At 73.3% G+C, this 22,092-nt stretch carries 20 protein-coding genes and 1 riboswitch; of the genes, 4 read left to right on the top strand and 16 right to left on the bottom strand.

What is annotated here, in order from left to right:
* Window positions 1-113: 113 nt before the first annotated feature.
* The 3 genes from BM142_RS16925 to metH all read right to left on the bottom strand — a co-directional run bounded on the left by BM142_RS16925 (window position 114) and on the right by metH (window position 5,837).
* Window positions 114-833, bottom strand: coding sequence for an HAD family hydrolase (locus BM142_RS16925; protein WP_092201376.1), 720 nt, complete (start codon window positions 831-833; stop codon window positions 114-116).
* Window positions 830-1,720, bottom strand: a complete 891-nt coding sequence (locus BM142_RS16920; RefSeq protein WP_254791026.1) for a VldE C-terminal domain-containing protein — start codon at window positions 1,718-1,720, stop codon at window positions 830-832. The genes BM142_RS16925 and BM142_RS16920 overlap by 4 nt, the downstream gene beginning before the upstream one ends.
* A 14-nt stretch (window positions 1,721-1,734) precedes the next feature.
* Window positions 1,735-1,885: riboswitch (cyclic di-AMP (ydaO/yuaA leader) on the bottom strand.
* 151 nt (window positions 1,886-2,036) lie between these two features.
* The gene (gene metH, locus BM142_RS16915; RefSeq protein ID WP_092201375.1) at window positions 2,037-5,837 is read right to left on the bottom strand and encodes a methionine synthase; all 3,801 of its coding nucleotides are present in this window, start codon (window positions 5,835-5,837) and stop codon (window positions 2,037-2,039) included.
* A 193-nt stretch (window positions 5,838-6,030) separates the two neighbouring features.
* Here metH and BM142_RS16910 point away from each other — a divergent pair, with 193 nt between their 5' ends.
* Window positions 6,031-6,891, top strand: a complete 861-nt coding sequence (locus BM142_RS16910) for a PAC2 family protein (RefSeq protein ID WP_254791025.1) — start codon at window positions 6,031-6,033, stop codon at window positions 6,889-6,891.
* A gap of 77 nt (window positions 6,892-6,968) precedes the next feature.
* Here the strand turns inward: BM142_RS16910 and BM142_RS16905 are convergent, their stop codons facing one another.
* Together BM142_RS16905 and mshC are read right to left on the bottom strand one after the other, a co-directional pair.
* Complete coding sequence (locus BM142_RS16905; RefSeq protein ID WP_092201373.1) at window positions 6,969-8,015, bottom strand: HD domain-containing protein; 1,047 nt, start codon at window positions 8,013-8,015, stop codon at window positions 6,969-6,971.
* Window positions 8,012-9,319: a cysteine--1-D-myo-inosityl 2-amino-2-deoxy-alpha-D-glucopyranoside ligase gene (gene mshC / locus BM142_RS16900; RefSeq protein WP_092201371.1), complete on the bottom strand. Its 1,308-nt coding sequence runs from the start codon at window positions 9,317-9,319 to the stop codon at window positions 8,012-8,014. The genes BM142_RS16905 and mshC overlap by 4 nt, the downstream gene beginning before the upstream one ends.
* A gap of 117 nt (window positions 9,320-9,436) precedes the next feature.
* Between mshC and BM142_RS16895 the strand changes: the two genes are divergently transcribed.
* On the top strand, window positions 9,437-10,153 hold the full coding sequence (locus tag BM142_RS16895) for a maleylpyruvate isomerase family mycothiol-dependent enzyme (RefSeq protein ID WP_092201369.1): 717 nt from the start codon (window positions 9,437-9,439) through the stop codon (window positions 10,151-10,153).
* A 6-nt stretch (window positions 10,154-10,159) separates the two neighbouring features.
* Here BM142_RS16895 and BM142_RS16890 read toward each other — a convergent pair whose 3' ends face one another.
* From BM142_RS16890 to BM142_RS16870, 5 genes are all read right to left on the bottom strand, one after another.
* Window positions 10,160-10,546: a VOC family protein gene (locus BM142_RS16890; RefSeq protein ID WP_092201367.1), complete on the bottom strand. Its 387-nt coding sequence runs from the start codon at window positions 10,544-10,546 to the stop codon at window positions 10,160-10,162.
* A gap of 91 nt (window positions 10,547-10,637) precedes the next feature.
* A complete protein-coding gene (locus tag BM142_RS16885; protein WP_175527319.1) occupies window positions 10,638-11,387 on the bottom strand; it encodes an SCO1664 family protein in 750 nt (249 codons plus the stop codon).
* Window positions 11,388-11,401: 14 nt separating this feature from the next.
* Window positions 11,402-11,953, bottom strand: coding sequence for a DUF3090 family protein (locus BM142_RS16880; protein ID WP_092201363.1), 552 nt, complete (start codon window positions 11,951-11,953; stop codon window positions 11,402-11,404).
* 84 nt (window positions 11,954-12,037) lie between these two features.
* Window positions 12,038-12,736 carry a histidine phosphatase family protein gene (locus BM142_RS16875; RefSeq protein WP_092201361.1) on the bottom strand — a complete coding sequence of 233 codons (699 nt, stop codon included), beginning with the start codon at window positions 12,734-12,736 and terminating at the stop codon, window positions 12,038-12,040.
* 37 nt (window positions 12,737-12,773) lie between these two features.
* Window positions 12,774-13,604: an undecaprenyl-diphosphate phosphatase gene (locus BM142_RS16870; protein WP_092201359.1), complete on the bottom strand. Its 831-nt coding sequence runs from the start codon at window positions 13,602-13,604 to the stop codon at window positions 12,774-12,776.
* Window positions 13,605-13,763: 159 nt separating this feature from the next.
* Between BM142_RS16870 and BM142_RS16865 the strand changes: the two genes are divergently transcribed.
* Window positions 13,764-14,744: an aldo/keto reductase gene (locus BM142_RS16865; RefSeq protein WP_092201357.1), complete on the top strand. Its 981-nt coding sequence runs from the start codon at window positions 13,764-13,766 to the stop codon at window positions 14,742-14,744.
* Window positions 14,741-16,708, top strand: coding sequence for an AAA family ATPase (locus tag BM142_RS25530; RefSeq protein ID WP_092201355.1), 1,968 nt, complete (start codon window positions 14,741-14,743; stop codon window positions 16,706-16,708). The genes BM142_RS16865 and BM142_RS25530 overlap by 4 nt, the downstream gene beginning before the upstream one ends.
* Before the next feature lie 89 nt (window positions 16,709-16,797).
* Here BM142_RS25530 and BM142_RS16855 read toward each other — a convergent pair whose 3' ends face one another.
* From BM142_RS16855 to BM142_RS16830, 6 genes are all read right to left on the bottom strand, one after another.
* Window positions 16,798-17,280, bottom strand: a complete 483-nt coding sequence (locus tag BM142_RS16855) for a hypothetical protein (protein ID WP_092201353.1) — start codon at window positions 17,278-17,280, stop codon at window positions 16,798-16,800.
* A gap of 224 nt (window positions 17,281-17,504) precedes the next feature.
* Entirely contained in the window at window positions 17,505-18,434 is a 930-nt protein-coding gene (locus BM142_RS16850) for a glycine betaine ABC transporter substrate-binding protein (protein ID WP_254791024.1), read from the bottom strand.
* 129 nt (window positions 18,435-18,563) lie between these two features.
* Window positions 18,564-19,526, bottom strand: coding sequence for an ABC transporter permease (locus tag BM142_RS16845; protein ID WP_092201349.1), 963 nt, complete (start codon window positions 19,524-19,526; stop codon window positions 18,564-18,566).
* Window positions 19,519-20,583 (bottom strand): quaternary amine ABC transporter ATP-binding protein, encoded by a 1,065-nt coding sequence (locus tag BM142_RS16840; RefSeq protein WP_092201549.1) that lies wholly within the window; start codon window positions 20,581-20,583, stop codon window positions 19,519-19,521. The genes BM142_RS16845 and BM142_RS16840 overlap by 8 nt, the downstream gene beginning before the upstream one ends.
* Before the next feature lie 354 nt (window positions 20,584-20,937).
* The gene (locus tag BM142_RS16835; RefSeq protein WP_092201347.1) at window positions 20,938-21,744 is read right to left on the bottom strand and encodes a DUF2470 domain-containing protein; all 807 of its coding nucleotides are present in this window, start codon (window positions 21,742-21,744) and stop codon (window positions 20,938-20,940) included.
* A gap of 63 nt (window positions 21,745-21,807) precedes the next feature.
* Complete coding sequence (locus BM142_RS16830; RefSeq protein ID WP_092201345.1) at window positions 21,808-22,080, bottom strand: hypothetical protein; 273 nt, start codon at window positions 22,078-22,080, stop codon at window positions 21,808-21,810.
* Window positions 22,081-22,092 lie beyond the last annotated feature (12 nt).

Genomic DNA, 22,092 nt, shown 5'->3' with positions numbered 1-22,092 from the left:
GATCGCTGCGCCCGCAGGGGAGATTTGGGCACGGCGGCGAGCCGTTTATGCCTGTCGTGACGCTGCGTCCATCGGTGGTGGACGCGACGCGTTCCACGGATGCTGACGCGCGGCTACGCCCAGACCCCCGTCGACGAGCCTTCGGACAGGACGGCGGCCAGCGCCGCCACGTCGACCTCCACGAGGCCGTCCCGGAGGACGAGACCGGCCGCCGGCGGGATCTCCTGGACGGTCGGCACGCCGAGGACCGCGGCGCCGGCGGCGAGCCCGGCGGTGACTCCCGCATCCGAGTCCTCGATCACCACGCACTCCTGCGCCTCGACACCGAGGGCCGCCATCGCCTGCAGGTAGGGCGCGGGGTCGGGCTTGCGCGCCGGCACCTCGTCGCCGCAGACGGTGACGTCGAACGGGTCGTCACCGAGGTCGCCCCGGACCGTCGTGAGGACGATGTCGGCCAGCCGGCGGGGCGTGGTGGTGACCAGCGCCGTCCGGAGACCTGCCTCGCGGACGGCGACGAGCAGCTCGCGCGCACCCGGGGACCAGGAGATCCCGGAGGCCAGGAGCTGCGCGGTCCGGTCCTCGACCCAGGCGGCGTCGGCCCGCAGCTGCTCCTCGCTGCGCACCAGCCCCAGGTCGGCGTGCAGGATGCCCATGGACCGGCGCATGCTCGAGCCCACCGTGGCGGCGCGGGCCTCGGCGGACATCCGGCCGCCGAGGGAGGCCGCGAGCTCGAACATCGCCTCGCCCCAGTACTGCTCGGTCTCCACCAGCGTGCCGTCCATGTCGAACAGGACGGCGCGGAGGCCTCCGGATCCTCGGGGTGTGCCGCTCATCCCCGGTAGTTCACGTGGACGTGGTCCATGTGGTTGGCCGTGGCGCTGCCGCGGTTCTCCATCGCCTTCCACGACCCGCCCGGCGAGCTGAGCATCCGCTGCTGCCAGATGACGTACTCCACGCCCAGCTCGTTCCAGTGCGCGATGTGGTACTGCGCGATGGCGTCGCCGAGCGCCGGGCTGCACATGTAGTCCAGCGCCAGCCCGGAGGGGTGCCCTCCCGGGTCGGCCGCGCTGGCGCGGGTCCCCCCGATGGTGATGCCCGCAGCGCCCGGCACGTTCGACACGACGGCGTTGGCGGCGGCCTGGGCGACGCCCTTGATCGGGCCGGAGCTGTTGCTGATCCTGGCGACGACACCGGCGGTCGTGGCCGCCGCGGCTGCGGCGGGGGCGGGTGCCGCCGCCGCTGCCTCCGCGGCGGCCTGCGCCGCGGCGGCTGCCTCGGCGGCCTGTGCTGCGGCTGCTGCCTCGGCGGCGATCCGCGCCTCTTCGGCCGCCTGTGCGGCGGCGGCCTCCTGCTCGGCCTGGGCCTGGGAGGCGGCGGCCGCGGCCTGCTCCGCGTCCCGCTCGGACCGGCTGGCGGCCAGCTGGCCCAGCAGCTCGGAGTCCTCCGGCTCGGCAGGCTCGACGCCGGAGCCGTCGATGCCGAGCGCGGCGGCGACGACGACCGACGTCGACTCCGGCTCGGCGTTGGCGGCCGGCTCGGCCGACACGAGATCGATGGCGGCCAGCGCGCAGACGGTCGCGATGCCGAGGCTGTAGGCGACGCGGGACCGCGGAGCGGTGGTCAGTCGACGTCCCGCCCGGCGGGGGCGTCGGACGACGTCCTGCTCGCTGCCGGGGGTGTCGTCGGTGGGCTGTGCGGTGTTCGGGGTCAGGGGCGCCACAGGGCGGCGTCTCTCCGTTCTTCCTCAGCCGCCTACCGAGTTAGCTGACGGGTTCGGGCCGGAAGTTGCCCTACCTGCGACGCGCGCAGGATTCACCCCAGGAGAACCATGGGTCCCCGGTCTGGTCGCGGCGCTGGGCCGCGCACAGTTCGGCGGTGTCCGACGGGGTCCTCGGTCGAGGAGCGGGGCCCGGCGAACAGATAACGAAAGTACTACGAAACGATGACGCCCGATACGTGACCTCTGCCAAACCGGAGGACCCGTGCGAGCCCTCCGGTCGGCAGCGCGCCCGGAGCGTGCGGAGTTCCGGGCGCCGTCATTCGTCCTCGGTGCGGTAGCCCAGGTTCGGTGACAGCCACTTCTCCGCCTCGTCCACCGTCCAGCCCTTGCGCCGTGCGTAGTCCTCGACCTGGTCGCGGCCCACCCGGCCCAGGACGAAGTACTGCGACTGCGGGTGGGCGAAGTACAGCCCGCTCACGGCGGCGCCGGGCCACATGGCCATGCTCTCGGTGAGCTGGATCCCGGTGTTCGCCTCCACGTCCAGGAGCTCCCAGATCGTCTGCTTCTCCGTGTGCTCCGGGCAGGCCGGATACCCCGGTGCGGGGCGGATGCCGTGGTACTTCTCCGCGATGAGCCCGTCGGCGTCGAGGTGCTCGTCCGGGGCGTAGGCCCAGAACTCCTTGCGCACCCGCTCGTGCAGTCGCTCGGCGAAGGCCTCGGCGAGCCGGTCGGCCAGCGACTCGAGCAGGATGGCGCTGTAGTCGTCGTTCGCCTTCTTCAGGTCCATCACCCGCTCGACGGAGCCGAGACCCGCAGTCACCGCGAAGGCCCCGACGTAGTCCCGGAGCCCCGTCTCCCTGGGGGCCACGAAGTCGGCCAGCGACTTGCGCGGCGACCCGTCGCGCCCCTCGGTCTGCTGCCGCAGCTGGTGCAGCGTCGTCCGGACGGCGGCGCGCGACTCGTCGGTGTAGACCTCGATGTCGTCGCCGTCGACCTGGTTGGCCGGGAAGAGCCCGAACACGCCGCTGGCGGTCAGCCACTTCTCGTCGATGATCCGGTCGAGCATCGCCTGGGCGTCCTCGTAGAGCCGGCGGGCCGCCTCCCCGGACGCCGGGTTGTGCAGGATGTCGGGGAACCGGCCCCGCATCTCCCAGGCGTTGAAGAACGGCTGCCAGTCGATGTAGTCGCGCAGCTCGGCCAGCGGGTAGTCGGCGAACGTCCGGACGAACTGCGTCGCCATGTGGTGGACGTGGTCGCAGGTCGGGCCGGCGCAGACGTCGAGCGCCTGCTGGAGGAGCATCCGCGGCCGCGGCGGGGTGTAGCCGCTCCAGTCGATCGGCGGGGCCGCGGCGCGGGCCGCGGCGATCGGCAGCAGCGTCCGGCTGTCCTGGCGGGCGGCGTGCCGCTCGCGCAGCGCCTGGTACTCGGTCGCGGTCTCGGCCAGCAGCTTCGGTCGCTGCTCGTCCGAGAGCAGGGCCGCCACGACCGGCACGGACCGCGAGGCGTCCTTCACCCAGACGACCGGCCCGTGGTACTTCTGCGCGATCTTGACCGCGGTGTGCGCCCGCGAGGTGGTGGCCCCGCCGACGAGCAGCGGGACCTCGAAGCCCTGGCGCTCCATCTCCGACGCGAGGGTGACCATCTCGTCCAGCGACGGCGTGATCAGGCCGGAGAGGCCGATGATGTCGGCGCCCTCGTGCTTGGCCGCGTCCAGGATCTTCTGCGGCGGCACCATCACGCCGAGGTCGACGACGTCGTAGTTGTTGCACTGGAGCACGACGCCGACGATGTTCTTGCCGATGTCGTGGACGTCGCCCTTCGCCGTCGCCATGACGACCTTGCCGTTGGTGCGCTCGACGTCGCCGGGCTGCTTCTCCGCCTCGATGAACGGGATCAGGTAGGCGACGGCCTTCTTCATCACGCGCGCGGACTTCACCACCTGCGGCAGGAACATCTTCCCGGCCCCGAAGAGGTCGCCGACGACGTTCATGCCGTCCATCAGCGGGCCCTCGATCACCTCGATCGGCCGGCCGCCGCGGGCGGCGATCTCGGCGCGCAGCTCCTCGGTGTCGCTCTCGGCGAACTCGTCGATGCCCTTCACCAGGGCGTGGGTGATCCGCTCCCCCACCGGCAGCGACCGCCACTCCTCGGTGGCGACCTCCTTGACCGAGCCGTCGCCGGCGAAGTCCCCGGCGATCTCCAGGAGCCGCTCGGTGCTGTCCGGGCGGCGGTTGAGGATCACGTCCTCGATGCGGTCGCGCAGCAGCTCCGGCACCTCGCTGTAGACCTCGAGCTGGCCGGCGTTGACGATCGCCATGTCCAGCCCGGCCGCGATCGCGTGGTACAGGAAGACCGAGTGGATCGCCTCGCGCACCGGGTTGTTGCCGCGGAAGGAGAACGAGACGTTCGAGACGCCGCCGGAGACCAGGGCGCCGGGCAGGTTCTGCTTGATCCAGCGGGTGGCCTCGATGAAGTCCAGGCCGTAGTTGGCGTGCTCCTCGATGCCCGTGGCGACGGCGAAGATGTTCGGGTCGAAGATGATGTCCTCGATCGGGAACCCGACCTGCTCCACGAGGATGTCGTAGGCACGCCGGCAGATCTGCGTGCGGCGCTCCAGGGTGTCGCCCTGACCGTCCTCGTCGAAGGCCATGACGACGACGGCGGCGCCGTACTTGCGGCACAGCCGGGCGTGGTGGACGAACCTCTCCTCGCCCTCCTTGAGGGAGATCGAGTTGACGATCGCCTTGCCCTGGATGTTCTTGAGGCCGGCCTCCATGACCTCCCACTTGGAGGAGTCGACCATCACGGGCACGCGGGAGATGTCGGGCTCGGCGGCGATCAGCTTGGTGAAGCGGTCCATCGCCTCGACGCCGTCGATCATCCCCTCGTCCATGTTGACGTCGATGACCTGCGCGCCGGCCTCCACCTGCTGCCGCGCCACGGTGAGCGCGGTCGGGTAGTCACCGGCCTTGATCAGGTTCCGGAAGCGGGCCGAGCCGGTGATGTTGGTGCGCTCGCCGACGTTGACGAACAGCGAGTCCTCGTCGACGGTGACCGGCTCCAGGCCGGACAGCCGCAGGGCCGGGCGGACCTCGACCGGGAGGCGCGGCGCCCGGTCCTCGACGGCCCGCGCGATGGCGGCGATGTGCGCCGGCGTGGTGCCGCAGCAGCCGCCCACCAGGTTCACGAACCCGCTGTCGGCGAACTCGCCGATGATCGCGGCGGTCTCCTCCGGCGCCTCGTCGTACTCCCCGAAGGCGTTGGGCAGCCCGGCGTTGGGATAGCAGGAGACGAACGTGTCGGCGACCCGTGCGATCTCGGCGAGGTAGGGCCGCATCTCCTTGGCGCCCAGCGCGCAGTTCAGGCCGACCAGCAGCGGCTTGACGTGCCGCACCGAGTGCCAGAACGCCTCGGTCACCTGGCCCGACAGCGTCCGGCCGGAGGCGTCGGTGATCGTGCCGGAGATGACCACCGGCCAGCGGCGTCCGCGCTCCTCGAACAGCGTCTCCAACGCGAAGATCGCGGCCTTGGCGTTGAGCGTGTCGAAGATCGTCTCGATCAGCAGCGCGTCCGAGCCGCCGTCGACCAGGCCGTTGGCCTGCTCGAGGTAGGCCTCGACCAGCTGGTCGAAGCTGACGTTGCGGGCGCCCGGGTCGTTGACGTCGGGCGAGATGGACGCCGTCCGGCTGGTCGGCCCGATCGCCCCGACGACGAACCGCGGCTTGTCCGGGATGCGTGCGGTCATCGCGTCGCACTCGCGGCGGGCCAGCCGCGCGGAGACGACGTTGAGCTCGTAGGCGAGCTCCTGCATGCCGTAGTCGGACAGCGAGATCGTGGTGGCGTTGAAGGTGTTGGTCTCGATCAGGTCCGCGCCGGCCTCGAGGTACTCGCGGTGGATGGCCGCGATGATCTCCGGAGCGGTGATGCTGAGCAGGTCGTTGTTGCCCTGCACGTCGGTCGGCCAGTCGGCGAAGCGTTCCCCGCGGTAGCCGGCCTCGTCGGGCCGGTCGCGCTGGATGGCGGTGCCCATCGCGCCGTCGAGCACGAGGATCCGCTCCTCGAGCAGCGCGGTCAGCTCGGCGGTGGCATCCGGGCGGAGGGTGGGTGATTCGGACACAGGCGATCCCCAGTGGTGCTCTGCAGTGGGTGTGCGGGCTCGGTGGCTCCGGCACCCCGGCGGGCTGGCCCAGGCTTGGGCGCTCCCGATGTCGTGGCCATCCTCTCATTCCGTGCCCGGGAGTCGGTGCCGACATCACGCGGACGGGTCGCCGAACCGGGCGGTCCGACCGGATCGACGTAGGCTCGGAGAGGTGACCGATCCACAGTCCGCAGCTGACGACCTGCCCCGGCTGACCGAACCGCTGGTGGTGGTGGCCTTCGAGGGCTGGAACGACGCCGGGGACGCCGCGACCGGGGCCGTCGAGCACCTCGAGCTGATCTGGGACGCGAAGCCGCTGGCGGCGCTGGACCCCGAGGACTACTACGACTTCCAGGTGAACCGGCCGACCGTGTCGCTGGTCGGTGGGGTGAGCCGGCGCATCGAGTGGCCGACGACCCGCATCTCGGTGGCCCGCCCGCCGGGGAGCGAGCGCGACGTCGTGCTGATCCGGGGCATCGAGCCGAACATGCGCTGGCGCGGGTTCTGCGACGAGCTGATCGCGATCCTGCGCGAGCTGGACGTCTCGATCGTCGTCGCGCTGGGCGCGCTGCTGGCCGACACGCCGCACACCCGGCCCACCCCGGTCACCGGATCGGCGTACGACGCCCAGTCCGCGCGGACCTACGGGCTGGAGACGTCGTCCTACGAGGGGCCCACCGGCATCCTCGGGGTCTTCCAGGACGCGTGCGTGCAGGCCGGTCTGCCGGCGATCAGCTTCTGGGCGGCCGTACCGCACTACGTGTCGCAGCCGCCCTCGCCGCGCGCGACCGTCGCGCTGCTGCAGCGGGTCGAGGAGGTCCTCGAGCTGCCCGTGCCGCTGGGCGCCCTGCCCCAGCAGGCCGACGACTGGGTCAAGACGGTCGACGAGATGGCCAACGAGGACGACGAGGTGGTGGAGTACGTGCGCTCGCTCGAGGAGCGGGCCGCCGAGGTCGACCTCTCCCAGGCCAGCGGCGACACCATCGCCAAGGAGTTCGAGAGGTACTTGCGCCGCCGTGGCGGCACGAGCTAGGTCCGGCCGAGAGGGCAGTTCCGGTCGCCCGGGTCGGCGTGTCCCCGCGTGTCGCGGGCACCAACTGCCTTCTCGGTCTACTGCGCCCGCAGGAGCGGCGTCATCCGGGACGTGGCGTCGGCGTCGAAGAGCCGGTCGTGCATGGCGAGGGCGAACCGGTCGGTCATGCCGGACACGTAGTCGACGACCTGAGTGATCGCGTCGGCCTCGGTATCACGGTAGGAGGCCGGGATCAGCTCGGGGTGGGCCAGGTGGTGGTCCACCAGCCGGCGGATGACGTCGATGGCCACGTGCTTCTGGCCGGCGGCGGCCTCCGAGGCGTACACCCGCTCGAACATGAACGCCCGCAGCTCGTGCATCGCCGCCAGCGGTCCGGACGCCATGACGACGGCGCCGTCGCTGTTCTGCGGTGACAGGGAACCCTCGACGACGGCGTCGATCATCGTGCCGACCATCTCGCTGCCGGGTGCGCCGAACACCTCGCGGGCCCGGGCCGGTAGGTCGTCGGTCCGGATCACCCCGGCGCGGATGGCGTCGAGCGCGTCGTGGGACAGGTAGCCGATCCGGTCGGCGTAGCGGACGCACTCCCCCTCGCGGGCGGAGGGCGGCGGGGCGATCTTCCAGCTGTGCGACCGGACGCCGTCGCGTACCTCCCAGGTGAGGTTGAGGTGCTCCAGCACCTCCACGATCCGCACGCCCTGGGCGGCGTGGTGCCAGCCGCCGGGCACGTAGGGCTCGAGCGCGTCCTCGCCGAGGTGGCCGAACGGCGAGTGCCCGACGTCGTGGGCGAGCGCGATCGCCTCGGCCAGCGTCTCGTTCAGCCCCAGCGCCCGCGCCAGGGACCGCGCGACCTGGGTGACCTGCAGGGTGTGGGTGAGCCGGGTGACGAAGTGGTCGCCGTCGGGGTTCAGGAAGACCTGCGTCTTGTGCTTGAGCCGGCGGAATGCCTTGGCGTGCAGGATCCGGTCCCGGTCCCGCTCGAAGGAGGTGCGGAGCGGGTCCTCGGGTTCCGGGCGGACCCGTCCGCGGCTGTCGGCCGCGCGCGCGGCCGCCGGCGCGAGCTGCACCTCCGCGGCCTCGCGCGCCGCCCGGTCGGTGAACCGGAAGGAGCCCGGGCCAGTCATCCGCGCTCGCCCAGGGCGGTCCCCCGGGCGCTCGGGTCCAGCGCTCTGTCCCGGGCGCTCGGGTCCAGCGCCACTCCCAGCAGGGCGTCGACCGCGTCGCAGACGATCCGCGGCGACTCCTCCTCGGCGTCGTCGCCCGCCGCCAGGGTCTCCGCCGCCCACGCGTCCACCAGGGCGATGGCCCCGGGACTGTCGAGGTCGTCGGAGAGCCGCTCGCGCAGGCCCACGAGCAGCGGCGCGGCGGGAGCACCGTCGTCCAGGGCGACGGCGCGGCGCCAGGTGGCCAGCCGCTCCTCCGCCTGCCGGAGCAGGTCGGCCGTCCAGGCGCGGTCGGTGCGGTAGTGGCCGGACAGCAGGGCCAGCCGGATCGCCATGGGGTCGACGCCCTCGCCCCGCAGCTTGGAGACGAACACCAGGTTGCCCCGGCTCTTGCTCATCTTCTCGCCGTCCAGGCCGATCATCGCCGCGTGCACGTAGGCCCGCGCGAACGGCTTGGTCGCGGTCAGGGCCTCGGCGTGCACGGCGGAGTACTCGTGGTGCGGGAAGACGAGGTCGTTGCCGCCGCCCTGGACGTCGAAGCCCATGCCGATGGTGTCCAGCGCGATGGTGGCGCACTCGATGTGCCAACCCGGCCGACCTGAGGTGCCGCGCGGCCCGGGCCACGACGGCTCGCCCGGCCGCTGCCCGCGCCACAGCATCGGGTCCAGCGGCTGGCGCTTGCCCACGCGCTCGGGGTCCCCGCCGCGCTCGGCGAAGAAGCGCAGCATGGTCGCCTCGTCGTACCGCGACTCGCCGCCGAAGCCGGGTGCCTGCGCGACGTCGTGGTAGATGTCGCCGGTCCCGTCGTCCAGCACGTAGGCCAGGCCCTCGTCGAGCAGGTCCTCGACGTGCGCGACGATGCGCGGGATCGACTCGACGGCGCCCACGAAGTCCTCCGGCGGGAGCACGCGCAGGGCGGCCATGTCCTCGCGGAAGAGGGCGGTCTCGCGCATGCCGAGCACGACCCAGTCCTCGTTGTCGCGGTCGGCGCGTTCGAGCAGCGGGTCGTCGATGTCGGTGACGTTCTGGACGTAGTGCACGGCGTGCCCGGCGTCCCGCCACATCCGGTTGACCAGGTCGAACGCCAGGTAGGTGGCCGCGTGCCCCAGGTGGGTGGCGTCGTAGGGCGTGATGCCGCAGACGTACATGCGCGCCGTCGAACCGGGGCTGGTGGCCACCACCTCGCCGCGGGAGGTGTCGTGGACCTTGAGGAGGGGCCCGGTCCCGGGCAGGGTCGGGAGCAGCGGGGCAGGCCAGGAGAGCACGGCACGAGCCTAGAGCGGGGTGCCGACGCGGCTGCGCCGCGCACCGGGAGCGCCCCGTTCGCCGTGTCCCTCCCCTAGCGTCCGGGGGTCGGCGCGGGGCGGGCACGAGGAGGAGCGATGGAGCTGGACGAGTACCTGCCGGTCCTGGAGAAGGCGAACGCACGGTTCGCCGGGGCGGCGGCCGAGGCGGTGCTCGCCCACGGCTGGCAGGCCCCGGTGCCCGGCTGCCCCGACTGGCGGCTGAACGACCTGGTCTGGCACCTGTCGGAGGTCCAGCACTTCTGGACGTGGGTGGTGCGGAGCCGCGCCTACGACCCCTCGACGTACGTGGAGCCGCGGCGGCGCCCGGACGACGAGCTCCTGGGTTTCCTGACCGCCCAGAACGCCGAGCTCGAGCTCGTGCTCGGCGGCGCGGAGCCGGCGACCCGGGTCTGGACGTGGGCCCCGCAGCAGGACGTCGCCTTCGTGCTCCGCCGCCAGGCGCAGGAGGCCACCGTGCACGTCGTCGACGTGGAGCAGGTGCTCGGCGACGTCCGCCCCATCCCCGCCGACGTCGGGCTGGACGGGATCGACGAGTGGCTGGACGTGATGGTCCCCGGCGCCCTGCCGGAGGGACCGCCCCCCGGAGCGCATCCCGTCGTGCTGCACGCGGTCGACGCCGATGCCGAGCGCACCCTGTTCCCCGGCAGCCGCCCCTTCCCGATCGCGGCGCTGACCGGGACCGCCGGCGATCTGCTGCTCACGCTGTGGCGGCGGGTGCCGCTGGAGGTCCTCACCGTGGACGGCGACGGCCTCCAGGCGGCCGCCATGATCGACCTGGTGAGTCTGGACTAGCGCGGCTCACGGCCAGGAGACGGCGTGGCGGTCGAACTCCTCGCCGGTCTGGACGCCGACGACGCAGAACACCAGACCGGCCGGGTCGAGCAGCTGCCAGAACGAGCCCATGTCCTGGTGCCGCGTCGCCCCGAGCGCCTCCAGGCGGGCAACCTCGGCGGGAATGTCGTCGGTCTCGATGTCGACGTGCCATCGCGGCGCCGTCCCCTCGCCGGTCCGCTGGATCTCGACGTGCCAGCCCTCGGCGAACGCGCCCAGCGACGCCCACTTCTCGTCGGTGCTGTCGGGCTCCGCCGTCCGGCCGGTGGCCCCGGCCCAGAAGGCGCTGCCGGCGGCGTGCTGCTCCGGCGGCAGGTCGAGCAGCAGGATCGACAGACGCGAGCGGTGCGGCATGGCGGGCACCCTAGAGCCAGGACGTCAGCGCGAACCATGCGAAGTCGTGGCCATCAGCGGCTGATGGCCACGAGTTCGCATGGTTCGGCCCTCAGAACGGCGGCCAGGGCAGGGCGGGCCACTCGCCGCTGGGCTCGGGGTGCCGGCCGGTGCGCAGCAGCTCGGCGACCCGCTGCTGGGTGCAGCGCACCTCGCGGCGGGTCAGGTGCTCGTGCAGGGCCTCGCCGAGGTCCCCGCGCAGCTCGTCGCCCAGCCGCTCCAGCACGGCCACGGCCTCGGCGGTCAGCGGCTCGTCCGCCCACCGCCACAGCAGGGTCCGCAGCTTGGGGTCGACGGAGAAGCAGATGCCGTGGTCGACGCCGTACACGTGGCCGTCCGGCATCGGGATGATGTGCCCGCCCTTGCGGTCGGCGTTGTTGACGACGGCGTCGAACACGGCCATCCGGCGCAGCGCCGGGTCGTCGCGGCGGACGAAGGCGGCCAGGTCGACGTCCTCGTCGCCGTCGATCCACAGCTGGACCATGCCGGCGCCGAAGGGGCCCTCGCGCAGCACGGTCGGCGGCACGACCCGCCAGCCGGTGGCCTCGGAGACCAGGAACGCGGAGATCTCCCGGCCGGCCAGGGTGCCGTCGGGGAAGTCCCACAGCGGCCGCTCCCCCGCGACCGGCTTGTAGACGCACTCCGCGGCCAGCTCGTCGGACCGGATGGCGCCGACCAGGGTCACGTTCGACGCGTCCAGCATCCGGCCCTCGAGGTCGATGACGCCCTCGCGGAGCAGCCGCATCGCCTCGTCGTCGTCCGCAGGGGCGCGCAGGTCCGGCTCGACCGGTTGCTCGCTCATCGGGGAGCCGCCGGTCAGCGGCGGTAGCCGTTCTGCCGCGGGCACACGTGCCCGGCCGGGTCCAGCGGGAGGGAGCACAGCGGGCACGGCGGCCGGCCTGCGGCGATGACCCGGCGGGCGCGGGCGACGAAGGCGCGCGCGGCGACCGGCGTGATGGTCACCCGGAGCGCGTCGGGCCCGTCGTCGCTGTCGGAGAGGATGGCCTCCTCGTCGATCGGCTCCTCGCCGGCGGCGACGGCCTCCACGACGACGGCCTCGGCCGAGCCGTCCCAGGCCAGGCCCATGGCCGCGACCCGGAACTCCTCGTCGACGGGGGCGGTGAGCGGCTCGAGGTCGTCGACCTCGGCGACCTCGGGGATCACCGTGCTGGCCCGGCCGGCCACCTCGTCGAGCAGCTCGTTCATCCGGTCGGCGAGGACCTGGACCTGCGTCTTCTCGAGGGCGACGCTGACCGTGCGGCCGCTCTCGTCGGACGCCTGCAGGTAGAAGGTGCGGTCGCCGGGCTGGCCCACGGTGCCGGCGACGAAGCGGGTCGGACGCTCGAAGAGATGGACCTGACGGGGCACGCGACCAGGTTACGCGGTAGAAGGACCCCGTCCTTCTCACGTCACGCTTCGCGCGACGCGAGCCTCGGGACGGGGCCGCCGAGGTCAGACCGTCGTGCCCGCTCCGCCGCCCACGACGGCGTCGGAGGAGGCCTTGGTCCGCCGGCGTCTGCGGGGCGGCGGGATCAGCGCGGAGACGTCGCCGCCGGTGTCGTTCACCCGGACGACGAACGGGCGGGTGTCGGTGTAGGTCACCACCGAGATCGAGGCGGGGTCGACGACGATCCGCTGGAACTGGTCCAGGTGCAGGCCCAGCGCGTCGGCGAGGATCGCCTTGATCACGTCACCGTGGCTGCAGGCCAGCCAGACCGCCTCGGGCCCGAGCTCGGCGTTCCACGACCGGACGGCGGCCACCGCGCGGGCCTGGGTCTGCGCCAGCCCCTCCCCCTCGGGGCCCGGGAACACCGCCGCCGACGGGTGCTGCTGGACGATCTTCCAGAGCGGGTCCTTGACCAGCTCCTTGATCGTCTGGCCGGTCCAGTCGCCGTAGCGGGCCTCGCCCAGCCGGTCGTCGGTCCGGACGTCGACGTCGCGGCCGGCGGCGACGACCCCGGCCGTCTGCACGCAGCGCTCCAGCGGGCTGCTGATCACGGCGGCCAACGGGACCTTCGCCAGCCGCTCCCCCACCGCCGCCACCTGGGCCGCGCCGGTCTCGTCGAGCTGCACGCCGGGTGTCCAGCCGGCGAGGACGCCACCGGTGTTGGCCGTCGTCCGCCCGTGCCGGAGCAGGATCACCGTGGTCACGGCAGGAAGACTAGGCCGACCGGCTGCGCGGCCCGGCTCACGTGGGGTCGAGGACGCCGGTCCAGACCAGCACGAGGACCAGCGTGCCCAGCGCGATCCGGTAGACGACGAACGGCGTGAAGCTGCCCCGGTCCAGGTAGCGCAGCAGCCAGGCGATCACCGTCAGGCCGACGCCGAAGGCGATGACGGTGGCCAGGATCGTCGGCCCCCAGGAGACCCCCTCGCCGGCGACGTCACCGGTCAGCGACTCGTAGGCCTGGAAGAACCCCGAGCCCAGGACGGCGGGGACGGCGAGCAGGAACGAGTAGCGCGCCGCCGCCGAGCGGGAGTAGCCGAGGAAGAGCCCCATGGTGATGGTGCCGCCGGACCGGGAGACGCCCGGGATGAGCGCCATCGCCTGCGCGAACCCGTAACCGATGCCGTGGGGCACGGTGAGGTCGGCGAGCTCGCGCTTCTTGGCGCCCACCCGGTCGGCCCAGAAGAGGATCAGCGAGAACAGGATCAGCGCCGTCGCCACGATCCGCAGGTCGCGCAGCGTCGTCTCGATGTCGTCCTGGAACAGCAGGCCGAGGACCACGATCGGGATGCTGCCGACGATGATCAGCCAGCCCATGCGGGCGTCGGGGTCGCCCTTCCGTCGCCCGGCCAGGGAGCCCAGCCAGGCCACGATGATCCGCCAGATCTCCCTCCGGAAGTACAGCAGGACGGCGGCCTCGGTGCCGATCTGCGTGATCGCGGTGAAGGCCGCCCCCGGGTCGTCCCAGCCGAAGGCCTCCCCCACGACCCGCAGGTGGGCGCTGGAGGAGATCGGCAGGAACTCGGTCAACCCCTGCACGATCCCCAGGACGACCGCCTCGATCCAGCCCATCAGCGCGGTCCCCCGGGGACGGTGCGGACGGGCCGGGGCATCGGTCGGGCAGGCACGGGAGGACACCCTAGGCCCGGCGCCCGGGTGATCCTCCGCGCCGCTCCGGGCGGCCGGGTGCTCCCCGGTGGCGGACGGGGTCCGCCGGTAGGTTGGCCGGTCGTGGAGCAACGCGCGCTGGGGCGAAGCGGACTGGTCGTCTCCCGGCTGGCGCTGGGCACGATGACGTGGGGCCGCGACACCGACGAGGACGAGGCGGCGATGCAGCTGACCGCCTTCGTCGACGCCGGCGGCACCCTGGTCGACACCGCGGACGTGTACTGCGACGGGGAGAGCGAGCGGGTCCTCGGGCACCTGCTCACCGACGTCGTCCCCCGCTCGGAGGTGCTGGTCGCCACCAAGGCGGTCGGGCGCACCGCGCCGGGGCCGATGGGGCGCGGCGCCTCGCGGGGTCATCTGCTGGCCGCGCTGGACGCCTCCCTCGAGCGCCTCGGCCTGGACCACGTCGACCTGTGGCAGCTGCACGCCTGGGACGAGGCGACCCCGCTGGAGGAGACGCTGGCCGCCTGCGACGTCGCCGTCTCCTCGGGGCGCGCCCGGTACGTCGGCGTGAGCAACTTCACCGGCTGGCAGACCGCGCAGGCCGCCACCTGGCAGCGGGCGTGGCCCGGCCGCACCCCGGTCATCAGCACGCAGGTCGAGTACTCGTTGCTGCAGCGCGGGGTCGAGCGCGAGGTGATCCCCGCCGCGGAGTCCCTCGGCCTCGGCGTGCTGCCGTGGTCGCCGCTGGGGCGGGGCCTGCTCACCGGCAAGTACCGGCACAGCACGCCGTCGGAGTCCCGCGGTGCCTCCCCGCAGTGGCAGGGCTTCATCGACGGGCTCCGCTCGGCGAAGGCCGACCGGATCGTCGAGGCGGTGATCACCGCGGCCCAGGGGCTGGGCACCACTCCCCTGGCCGTCGCGCTGGCCTGGGTGCGCGACCGGCCCGGCGTCGTGGCCCCCGTCGTCGGCGCCCGCACCGCTCAGCAGCTGCAGGCCAGCCTGGACGCCGAGACCGTGCGCCTGCCGGCCGCCATCCGCACCGCGCTGGAGGACGTCTCGGCCCCGGCCTTCGGCTATCCCGAACGGCGGGCGGACACGTGAGCGGGCTCGCGAGCTCGACCGGGGGCACGCCCTCCGCGCCGGCCGGGGACCCGGTCTTCGCCGCGTTCTGCGCCGCCGGGCTCTGGCCGGGGCTGGGCCGGCGGACGGCGGCCGAGCTGCCGGGGGCCGGCATCACCGCGCCCGACGACGTCACCGCCGACCGGCTGGTGAAGATCCCGCTCGTCGGCCGCCAGCGCGCCGAGCGGCTGTTCTCCAGCTTCCTGGCCGCGCAGCCCACCTACGACGTCGTGGAGCTGCTGGTCGGAGCCGGTCTGCAGGCCAAGCTCGCCGCGGGGGTCGCCGACGCGCTGGGGCCGGACGCCGCCCGACGGCTGCGCGACGACCCGTGGGCGTTGCTGAGCCTGCCCGGGGTCGCCCTCGGCGACGCCGACCGGCTGGCCATCGCCGTCCTCAAGGGAGCCGACCGGCAGGACAGCCGCCGGGGCCGGGCGATCGTGGGGCTGACCCTGCGGACGGCGACCCGCGACGGGCACACCGTGCTGCCGGCCGACCTGGTCGTCGCCGCGCTGCAGGCCGAGGGCATCGCGGATCCGGCGGCCGCGATCGTGGCGGCGGTCGAGTCCGGTGACGTGCTGGAGCACGAACCGCCCGAGCCGGAGGATCCCGACAGCGAGCCCGACCCCGCCCTGCGGTCGCTGTCGCTGGCCCGCTACGGCATGGCCGAGGAGGCCGTGGCCGAGGGGATCGCCCGCCTGGCCGCCTCTGCGGGGCGGATCGCGGACCCGGCCTCGGTGCGGTCGGTGGCCAAGGGGCTGGACGAGGCGCAGAAGAAGGCCGTCGCCCAGGTGCTCGGCTCCGGGGTCAGCCTGCTCACCGGCGGGCCGGGCACCGGCAAGAGCCGCACGGTGGCGGCGGTGGTGAAGCTGCTCCGCGCCAAGGGCACCGAGATCGCGCTGGCCGCCCCCACGGGCCGGGCCGCCAAGCGGCTGGAGGAGCTCACCGACCACCCGGCGACGACGGTGCACCGGCTGCTCGGTGCCCAGGGCATGACCGGCGGGTTCGCCCGCAACGAGGAGTGGCCCCTCGATGCCGACGTCGTGGTCGTGGACGAGGCCTCGATGCTGGACGTCGAGCTGACCGCGGCGCTGCTGGAGGCCTGCCCCGACGGCACGCACCTGTTGCTCGTGGGCGACCCGGCCCAGCTGCCCTCGATCGGCCCGGGCCACGTGCTGGGCGACATCATCGATTCCGGCGCGGTCCCGGTCACCGAGCTCACGACGCTCTACCGGCAGGCCGAGGGCGGGGCGATCGCCCGGCTGGCCACCGCCGTCCGCGAGGGCGAGCTGCCGCCGGTGGACTCCCCCGACCGCGAGGTGGTGATCGTCCCGGCCACCGGCAGTGCGGAGGCCTCGCGACGGGTGGTCCAGCTGGTCACCGACTCCATCCCCCGGGCGCTGGGCATCGACCCGGGCGCCGTCCAGGTGGTCACGCCGGTGCACCGCGGGCCGGCCGGGACGATCGAGCTGAACAAGGCGCTGAAGGCGGTGCTCAACCCCGGCGAGGGCACGGTCTGGGGCTTCGACGCCGGGGACCGGGTGGTGGCGACGGCCAACCACCTGGAGCTCGAGCCGGTCGGGTTCGCCAACGGCGAGGTCGGCGTGGTGACGAAGACCGGCGAGGGCTCCCTCGACGTCACCTTCGCCTCCGGCCCGGTCACCGTGACGGGCAAGGCGATGTCGGACCTGCGGCACGGCTGGGCGATCACCGTCCACCGGGCGCAGGGCTCCGAGTGGCCGGGCGTGGTCGTCGTCGTGCCACCGGAGGCCGGCGGGATGCTCTCCCGGCCGCTGATCTACACGGCGCTCACCCGCGCGCAGCAGCACCTGTCGGTGGTGCACGCCTCGGGTGCCGCGCTGGCCCGCGCGGTGCGCGAGGTGGACGTCCGCCCCCGCCGTACCCGACTGGCCGCGTTGCTGGCCGACCTGGGCGACCTCACCGGCTGACGCGCACCCGTCCCGTGATCATCGGTGGATGGCTGTTCGCCACGCCGACGGGGCGAGCCGTTCGCCGGTGATCATCGGGCGGTGGCCGGTCAGCCGCCGTTGAGCTCGATGGCCCGCCGCAGGTTCCGTCGCTGGAACCAGCCATTCATGCCGGACCCGGCAGCCGCGAGCAGGTAGAACGACAGGCCCCACGGCCAGTCCCCGAAGGCGACGGCGAAGACGAGCGCAGTGATCAGCAGCAGCAGCCAGACGATCCCGAGCCAGCGCATCACGGCCGTGAACCGTGGCCGGCTCTCCTCCCACGCGCGCATCGCGTCCCGCATCATCTGCGCCCGTTCGACGGTCGCCGCCCGCAATCGGTCGTCGGTGAGTGCCCGCCCCCGGCTGACCGCCCGGTCGACCTCGGCGACCTCGACGTGGTCCAGGCGGTGCCGGCTCATCCACTCCCGTTCCACCTGCATCTGGTCGCGACCACGGGCATCGACGCGGGACCAGGCCCGGCGGCTGCCCAGCCACCAGGCGAGCAGCGGCAGGCCGACGAGGATCAGCAGGATGACGAGGACCGCGACCACGCCGGGCGACTCTGCCGACCGCTGCCGCCTCCGTCGTCCCGCCCGCCGCTGAACCACCCGTTCGGGCGGCCACCGGAGCCCTACGGTATGCACCCGTGGTGGTGCGGGGCGGCCTGGACACCGCGCCACGTGGGCAACCGGTGGGGGTCGGGGAAACGCGACGGGCGCGGTGCCCCGGCGTCGTCGCCGGTGCACCGCGCCCGAGGCGTGGATGGTTCAGTCGATCAGGATTCGCCGCGCAGCGTCTCGGCGAGCTCCGGGTTCTCCTCGAACCACGCGTCGACGGCCTCGTCGTAGCTGCCCTCGCCGTACTCGTTGACGACCTTGTTCTCCAGCGAGCCGTACTGCTCGTCGGTGAGGGTGAAGTCGCTCATCAGCTCGGCGACCTCCCCGCAGTCGTCGGAGAAGCCGGCGCGGGCCATGCTGTGCAGGCCCTCGGGCTCGCCGAGCGTGCCCTGCGGGTCCTCGAGGTCCTTGATCGGGAACTCGCTGTTGGCCCAGAACGGCCGCCACAGCGTGACGACGATGTCTTCCTCGGCGTCGATCGCGGCCTGGAGCTCGGCCAGCATCGCCGTGGTGGAGGACTCGACCAGCTCGTAGGAGTCGGTCAGCCCGTAGCCGGGCATCACGCTCTCCTTGGTGGTCCGGGTCAGGCCCGCACCCGGCTCGATGCCGATGATCTGGCCGCCGAACATCTCGGCGTTGCCGGCCAGGTCCTCGATCGACTCGATCTCGGTGTACTCGGGGACGGCGAGGGTGAGGACGGCGCCCTCGTACCAGGCGCCGAGGTCCTCGAGGTCGTCCTCGTACTCCTCGCGGTAGTCCGCGTGGGTGACCTCCGACCACGCCGAGGGGTAGACGTCGATGTCGCCGCCGGCCAGGCCCGCGTAGAGCGGGGCGGCGTCGGCGATCTCCTCGAACTCCACCTCGTACCCACGGGTCTCGAGGACGTCCTTCCACATGTGGGCGATGCTCAGCCCATCGGTCCAGGACGGGATGAAGCCGAGCGTCACCGAGTCGCAGGTGTCGCTGCCGCCGCTGGCGGTGGCGTCGGTGTTCTCGCCGTCGTCGCTGCCGCAGGCGGTGGCGGTCAGGGCGAGCGCCGCCATACCGGCGGCCAGACGGACACCTCGGCGGGTCATGTTGGTGCTCAACGGACTGGTGCTCCTCTCGGTGGTGCAGAACGACCCGCTCGTCGCGGGCCCGTGCGCGCGGCTGCCGCCCCCCGTGAGGGGGCAGTCGTCGCGCAGGTCGGGGAGGCGGGCCTGTCGGCCCGCGGTGGATCAGACGACCGGCAGTCGCCTGGAACTGGCGGCCTCGACGTCGGCATCGGTGTCTGCCGGTGACCGGCGGCGACGCATCAGCGAGCGGAGACCGCCCGAACGGGTCCGGTCACCGAACGACGAGGTGAGCCGGTCGAGGAAGATGGCGAGGATGACCACGGCGAGGCCGGCCTCGAAGCCGAGGCCCACGTCGAGCCGGGAGATGCTGGTGACGACCACGCCGCCGAGTCCACCGGCGCCGATGAGCCCGGCGATCACGGCCATGGACAGCCCCAGCATGATCACCTGGTTGATCCCGGCCATGATGGTGGACCGCGCCAGCGGCAGCTCGATGCCCCGCAGGATCTGGCCGGGGGTGCTGCCGAAGGCGTGCCCGGCCTCGACGGTCTCGCCGTCGACCTGCCGGATGCCGAGCTCGGTCAGCCGCACGCCGGGTGGCAGGGCGAAGATGATCGTGGTGACGACACCGGGCACCAGCCCGATCCCGAAGAACGTCACCGCGGGGACGAGGTAGACGAACGCCGGCATCGTCTGCATGAAGTCCAGCACCGGCCGGACCAGCGCGCTCACCCGGTCGTTCTTCGCCGCGGCGATGCCCAGGGGTATCGCGATGGCCACCGACACCACGGTGGCGAACAGCAGCAGCGCGAGGGTCTCCATGGCCGGCTCCCACAGCTGCATGCTCTGGACGAGCAGCAGCCCGGCCAGGGACCCGACGGCGAACACCACCGAGCGGGCCAGGAGGCCGAGAACGGCCAGCAGCGCGGCGAACAGCACCGGCGGCAGGACGAGCAGGACGTCGGTCAGCCCGTCGACGGCCCCCTCGGTCACCGTGCTCACGGCGTCGAACACCGGGTCGAAATTGTCCTTGAGCCAGTCGAAGCCGGTGTCGATCCAGTCGCCCAACGGGATGCGGGGCAGGCCGCCGTCACCCTCGGCCGCGAGGAGGTGGAGATCAGGCATCGAGGGCCTCCAGGAGGTGCGCGGAGTCGTCGGACCGGTCCTGGGCACCGCCACCCAGGGCGGTCAGCACGGCGGTGCGGGTGACGATGCCGAGCACCCGCCCGTCGGCGTCCTCGACGAGCAGCGGCTCCTCGGACCTGGCCACGTGGTTCACGAGCTCGGTCAGCGGGGTGCGCGCGGCGACGGTGGCGGCCGCGGGGGTCGCGCCGACCGGCAGCGGCGTCATCACGTCGGACGCGGTGAAGACGCGGGCGCGGTCGACGTCGGCGAGGAAGCGGGCGACGTACTCGTCGCCCGGGTCGGTGAGGATCTCCCCGGGCGTGCCGGTGCGGACGATGCGACCGTCGCGCATGACGGCGATGCGGTCGCCGATCCGCATGGCCTCGTTGAGGTCGTGGGTGATGAAGACGATGGTCTTGCCGAAGCGGCGCTGCAGCTCCAGCAGCTGGTCCTGCATCTCCCGGCGGATCAGCGGGTCCAGTGCGCTGAACGCCTCGTCCATGAGCAGGACGTCGGTCTCGGCGGCCAGGGCGCGCGCCAGACCGACGCGCTGCTGCATGCCGCCGGAGAGCTCGTGGGGACGGTGGTCCACCCACCCCTCCAGGCCCACCAGCGCGAGGGCCTCGCGCGCCGCGGCCAGCCGGGTGCGCCGGTCGACGCCGCGGACCTCGAGGGCGTAGGCGGCGTTCTCCGCGACGCTGCGGTGCGGCAGCAGGGCGAAGTGCTGGAACACCATGCTGATGTGCCCCTGGCGCAGGCGGCGCAGCCCGTCCGGGTCGAGGTCGGTCAGGTCCGTGTCCCCGATGCGAACGCTCCCCGCGGTCGGCGGGAGGAGCCCGTTGAGCATCCGGATCAGCGTCGACTTGCCGGAGCCGGACAGGCCCATCACCACGAAGATCTCGCCGGGCTCGGCACTGAAGGAGGCGTCGATCACCGCCGCCGTGGAGCCCTCCGCGCGGAGCTCCGCCGCGGATGCGCCCTCCCGCAGACGGGCAACCGCCTGTTCGGGGTGGCGACCGAAGACCTTGAACAGTCCGTCGACCTGTACTGCCGGCACGTTCACCTCTCTCGTCGGACGGGCCCCGGAGGGCGGGGGCTGCGCGTCCTGGTTGGGCTGTCGCGGGCATGGACGGCCGCGTACGCCGGGGGCGCAGCAGCGTGGTGGGCGGCGGGCGGACGAACCGTCTCCCCGGCGCGCATCCGGCGTCTCCGCCCGGACCTGCACCGACCCGCGATGGACGAAGCTAACAGCGGCGGGCGAGGCGGCAGCCCGAACACCTGAGATGGACACGGACCCGCAAAGAGATCGACATGTGCGGCGTGACGGACGTCGCACGGGCGGATCAGACGGGCGTGACGGACGTCGCAACGGGCGACTCAGGCCCGCGGGCCGGACCTCGCGACGGCCCGGTCAGGCCCGGCCGGGGGACCTTCTGCGCGCCCTGCAGGCCAGCTGCCCCACCGCGGCACCGAGCTCACCCGCGCAGGTGACCGGGCGCCCGAAGGGCACGCGGAGATCCTGGTGCCCGCCGGGCCGCTCGATCCGGAGCCGGAAGCCGAAGCGGTCCAGCCCCACCGGGCGCAGGGCCTCACCCGGGCCCAGCGAGCCGGCCGGCAGCAGGCCGGCGAGCAGCCCGAGGAACTCCGGGTGGTCCTGATCGAGGTGCCGCAGGTGCTCCGCCTCGATCCCGGCGAGCGGATCGGGCCGGGCGGCGAGGAAGTCCACGGGGCTCACGTCGAGCGGTTCTCCCCCCTCGGAGAGCACCACCTCGGCGAGGTCCAGCCGCAGCAGTCTCACCGAGCTTCCGACGTCGAGCAGGACCTCGGCCGGCCGCGCGTCGGCGAAGGCCAGCACGGCCGACCGCTCGTCGCGCGACGGCACCGGGGTCAGCCATCCCGAGAGCCACAGCTGGGCGCGGACCGGTCGCCGCAGCGGCACCGGCGCATGGTCGGTGACCATCACGAACGCGGACAGGTCCGCGTCCGGAGCGGCCGTCACGGCCGACACCAGGTCTCCCGCCGAGGGGACGGCGACGAGGATCTGGTCGGCCGCGGTGATCGCATGGGCCAGCACCCTGCTGCTCTGCAGTCCGGCGGCGCAGACGGTCGCCCCGCGCCGGTCCGCGACCGTGCGCGCCCGCTCGGCCGGTCCCGGACGGAGGAGTGAGAGCTCGGGACGGTGCGGCTCAGGTGCCGGGCGGCTCGGGCAGGTCGGCATGACGCACTCCTCGGACGGGTTAGGGCAGCCTAACCACACTCGCGAGGGAGCGGAAGGGTCCGCTCAGGTCACGACGTCGTCGTCGTCCACGGGCACGTCGGCGTCCTGCTCCAGAAGGTCGGCCTCGTCGGCCTCGCGATCCCCGACCGGCCGCACCGGGTTCCCGGTCTCCCCGGGTCGCGCGGACAGCTGCTGCTCCAGGGCGTCGGCCTCGGGCACGCCCTCGCCCGGGCTGCTCGCGTCACCGGCCGAGGTCACGGCCGGCGGGTCCGGCCGGGCCTCCTGCTCGGCGCGGTCGGCGTCGGGCACCTCGTCCGGGGCTCCGGGTGCGGTCACGTCGTCCTCCCT

Origin of the sequence: Blastococcus tunisiensis, assembly GCF_900112815.1 — a bacterium.
Classification (GTDB): Bacteria; Actinomycetota; Actinomycetes; order Mycobacteriales; family Geodermatophilaceae; genus Blastococcus_B; species Blastococcus_B tunisiensis.
Note: the sequence above shows the minus strand (reverse complement) of the source record. Positions and strands in the feature narration are given on the sequence as shown.

Bases quoted from the DNA above. Each gene is read 5' to 3' on its own strand.
- BM142_RS16890 (WP_092201367.1), bottom strand. From the start codon at position 10,546: ATGCCGCACCGCTCGCGTCTGTCGATCCTGCTGCTCGACCTGCCGCCG.
- BM142_RS16925 (WP_092201376.1), bottom strand. From the start codon at position 833: ATGAGCGGCACACCCCGAGGATCCGGAGGCCTCCGCGCCGTCCTGTTC.
- BM142_RS16835 (WP_092201347.1), bottom strand. From the start codon at position 21,744: ATGCCGACCTGCCCGAGCCGCCCGGCACCTGAGCCGCACCGTCCCGAG.
- BM142_RS16845 (WP_092201349.1), bottom strand. From the start codon at position 19,526: ATGCCTGATCTCCACCTCCTCGCGGCCGAGGGTGACGGCGGCCTGCCC.
- BM142_RS16895 (WP_092201369.1), top strand. From the start codon at position 9,437: ATGGAGCTGGACGAGTACCTGCCGGTCCTGGAGAAGGCGAACGCACGG.
- BM142_RS16885 (WP_175527319.1), bottom strand. From the start codon at position 11,387: ATGAGCGAGCAACCGGTCGAGCCGGACCTGCGCGCCCCTGCGGACGAC.
- BM142_RS16905 (WP_092201373.1), bottom strand. From the start codon at position 8,015: ATGACTGGCCCGGGCTCCTTCCGGTTCACCGACCGGGCGGCGCGCGAG.
- BM142_RS16870 (WP_092201359.1), bottom strand. From the start codon at position 13,604: ATGGGCTGGATCGAGGCGGTCGTCCTGGGGATCGTGCAGGGGTTGACC.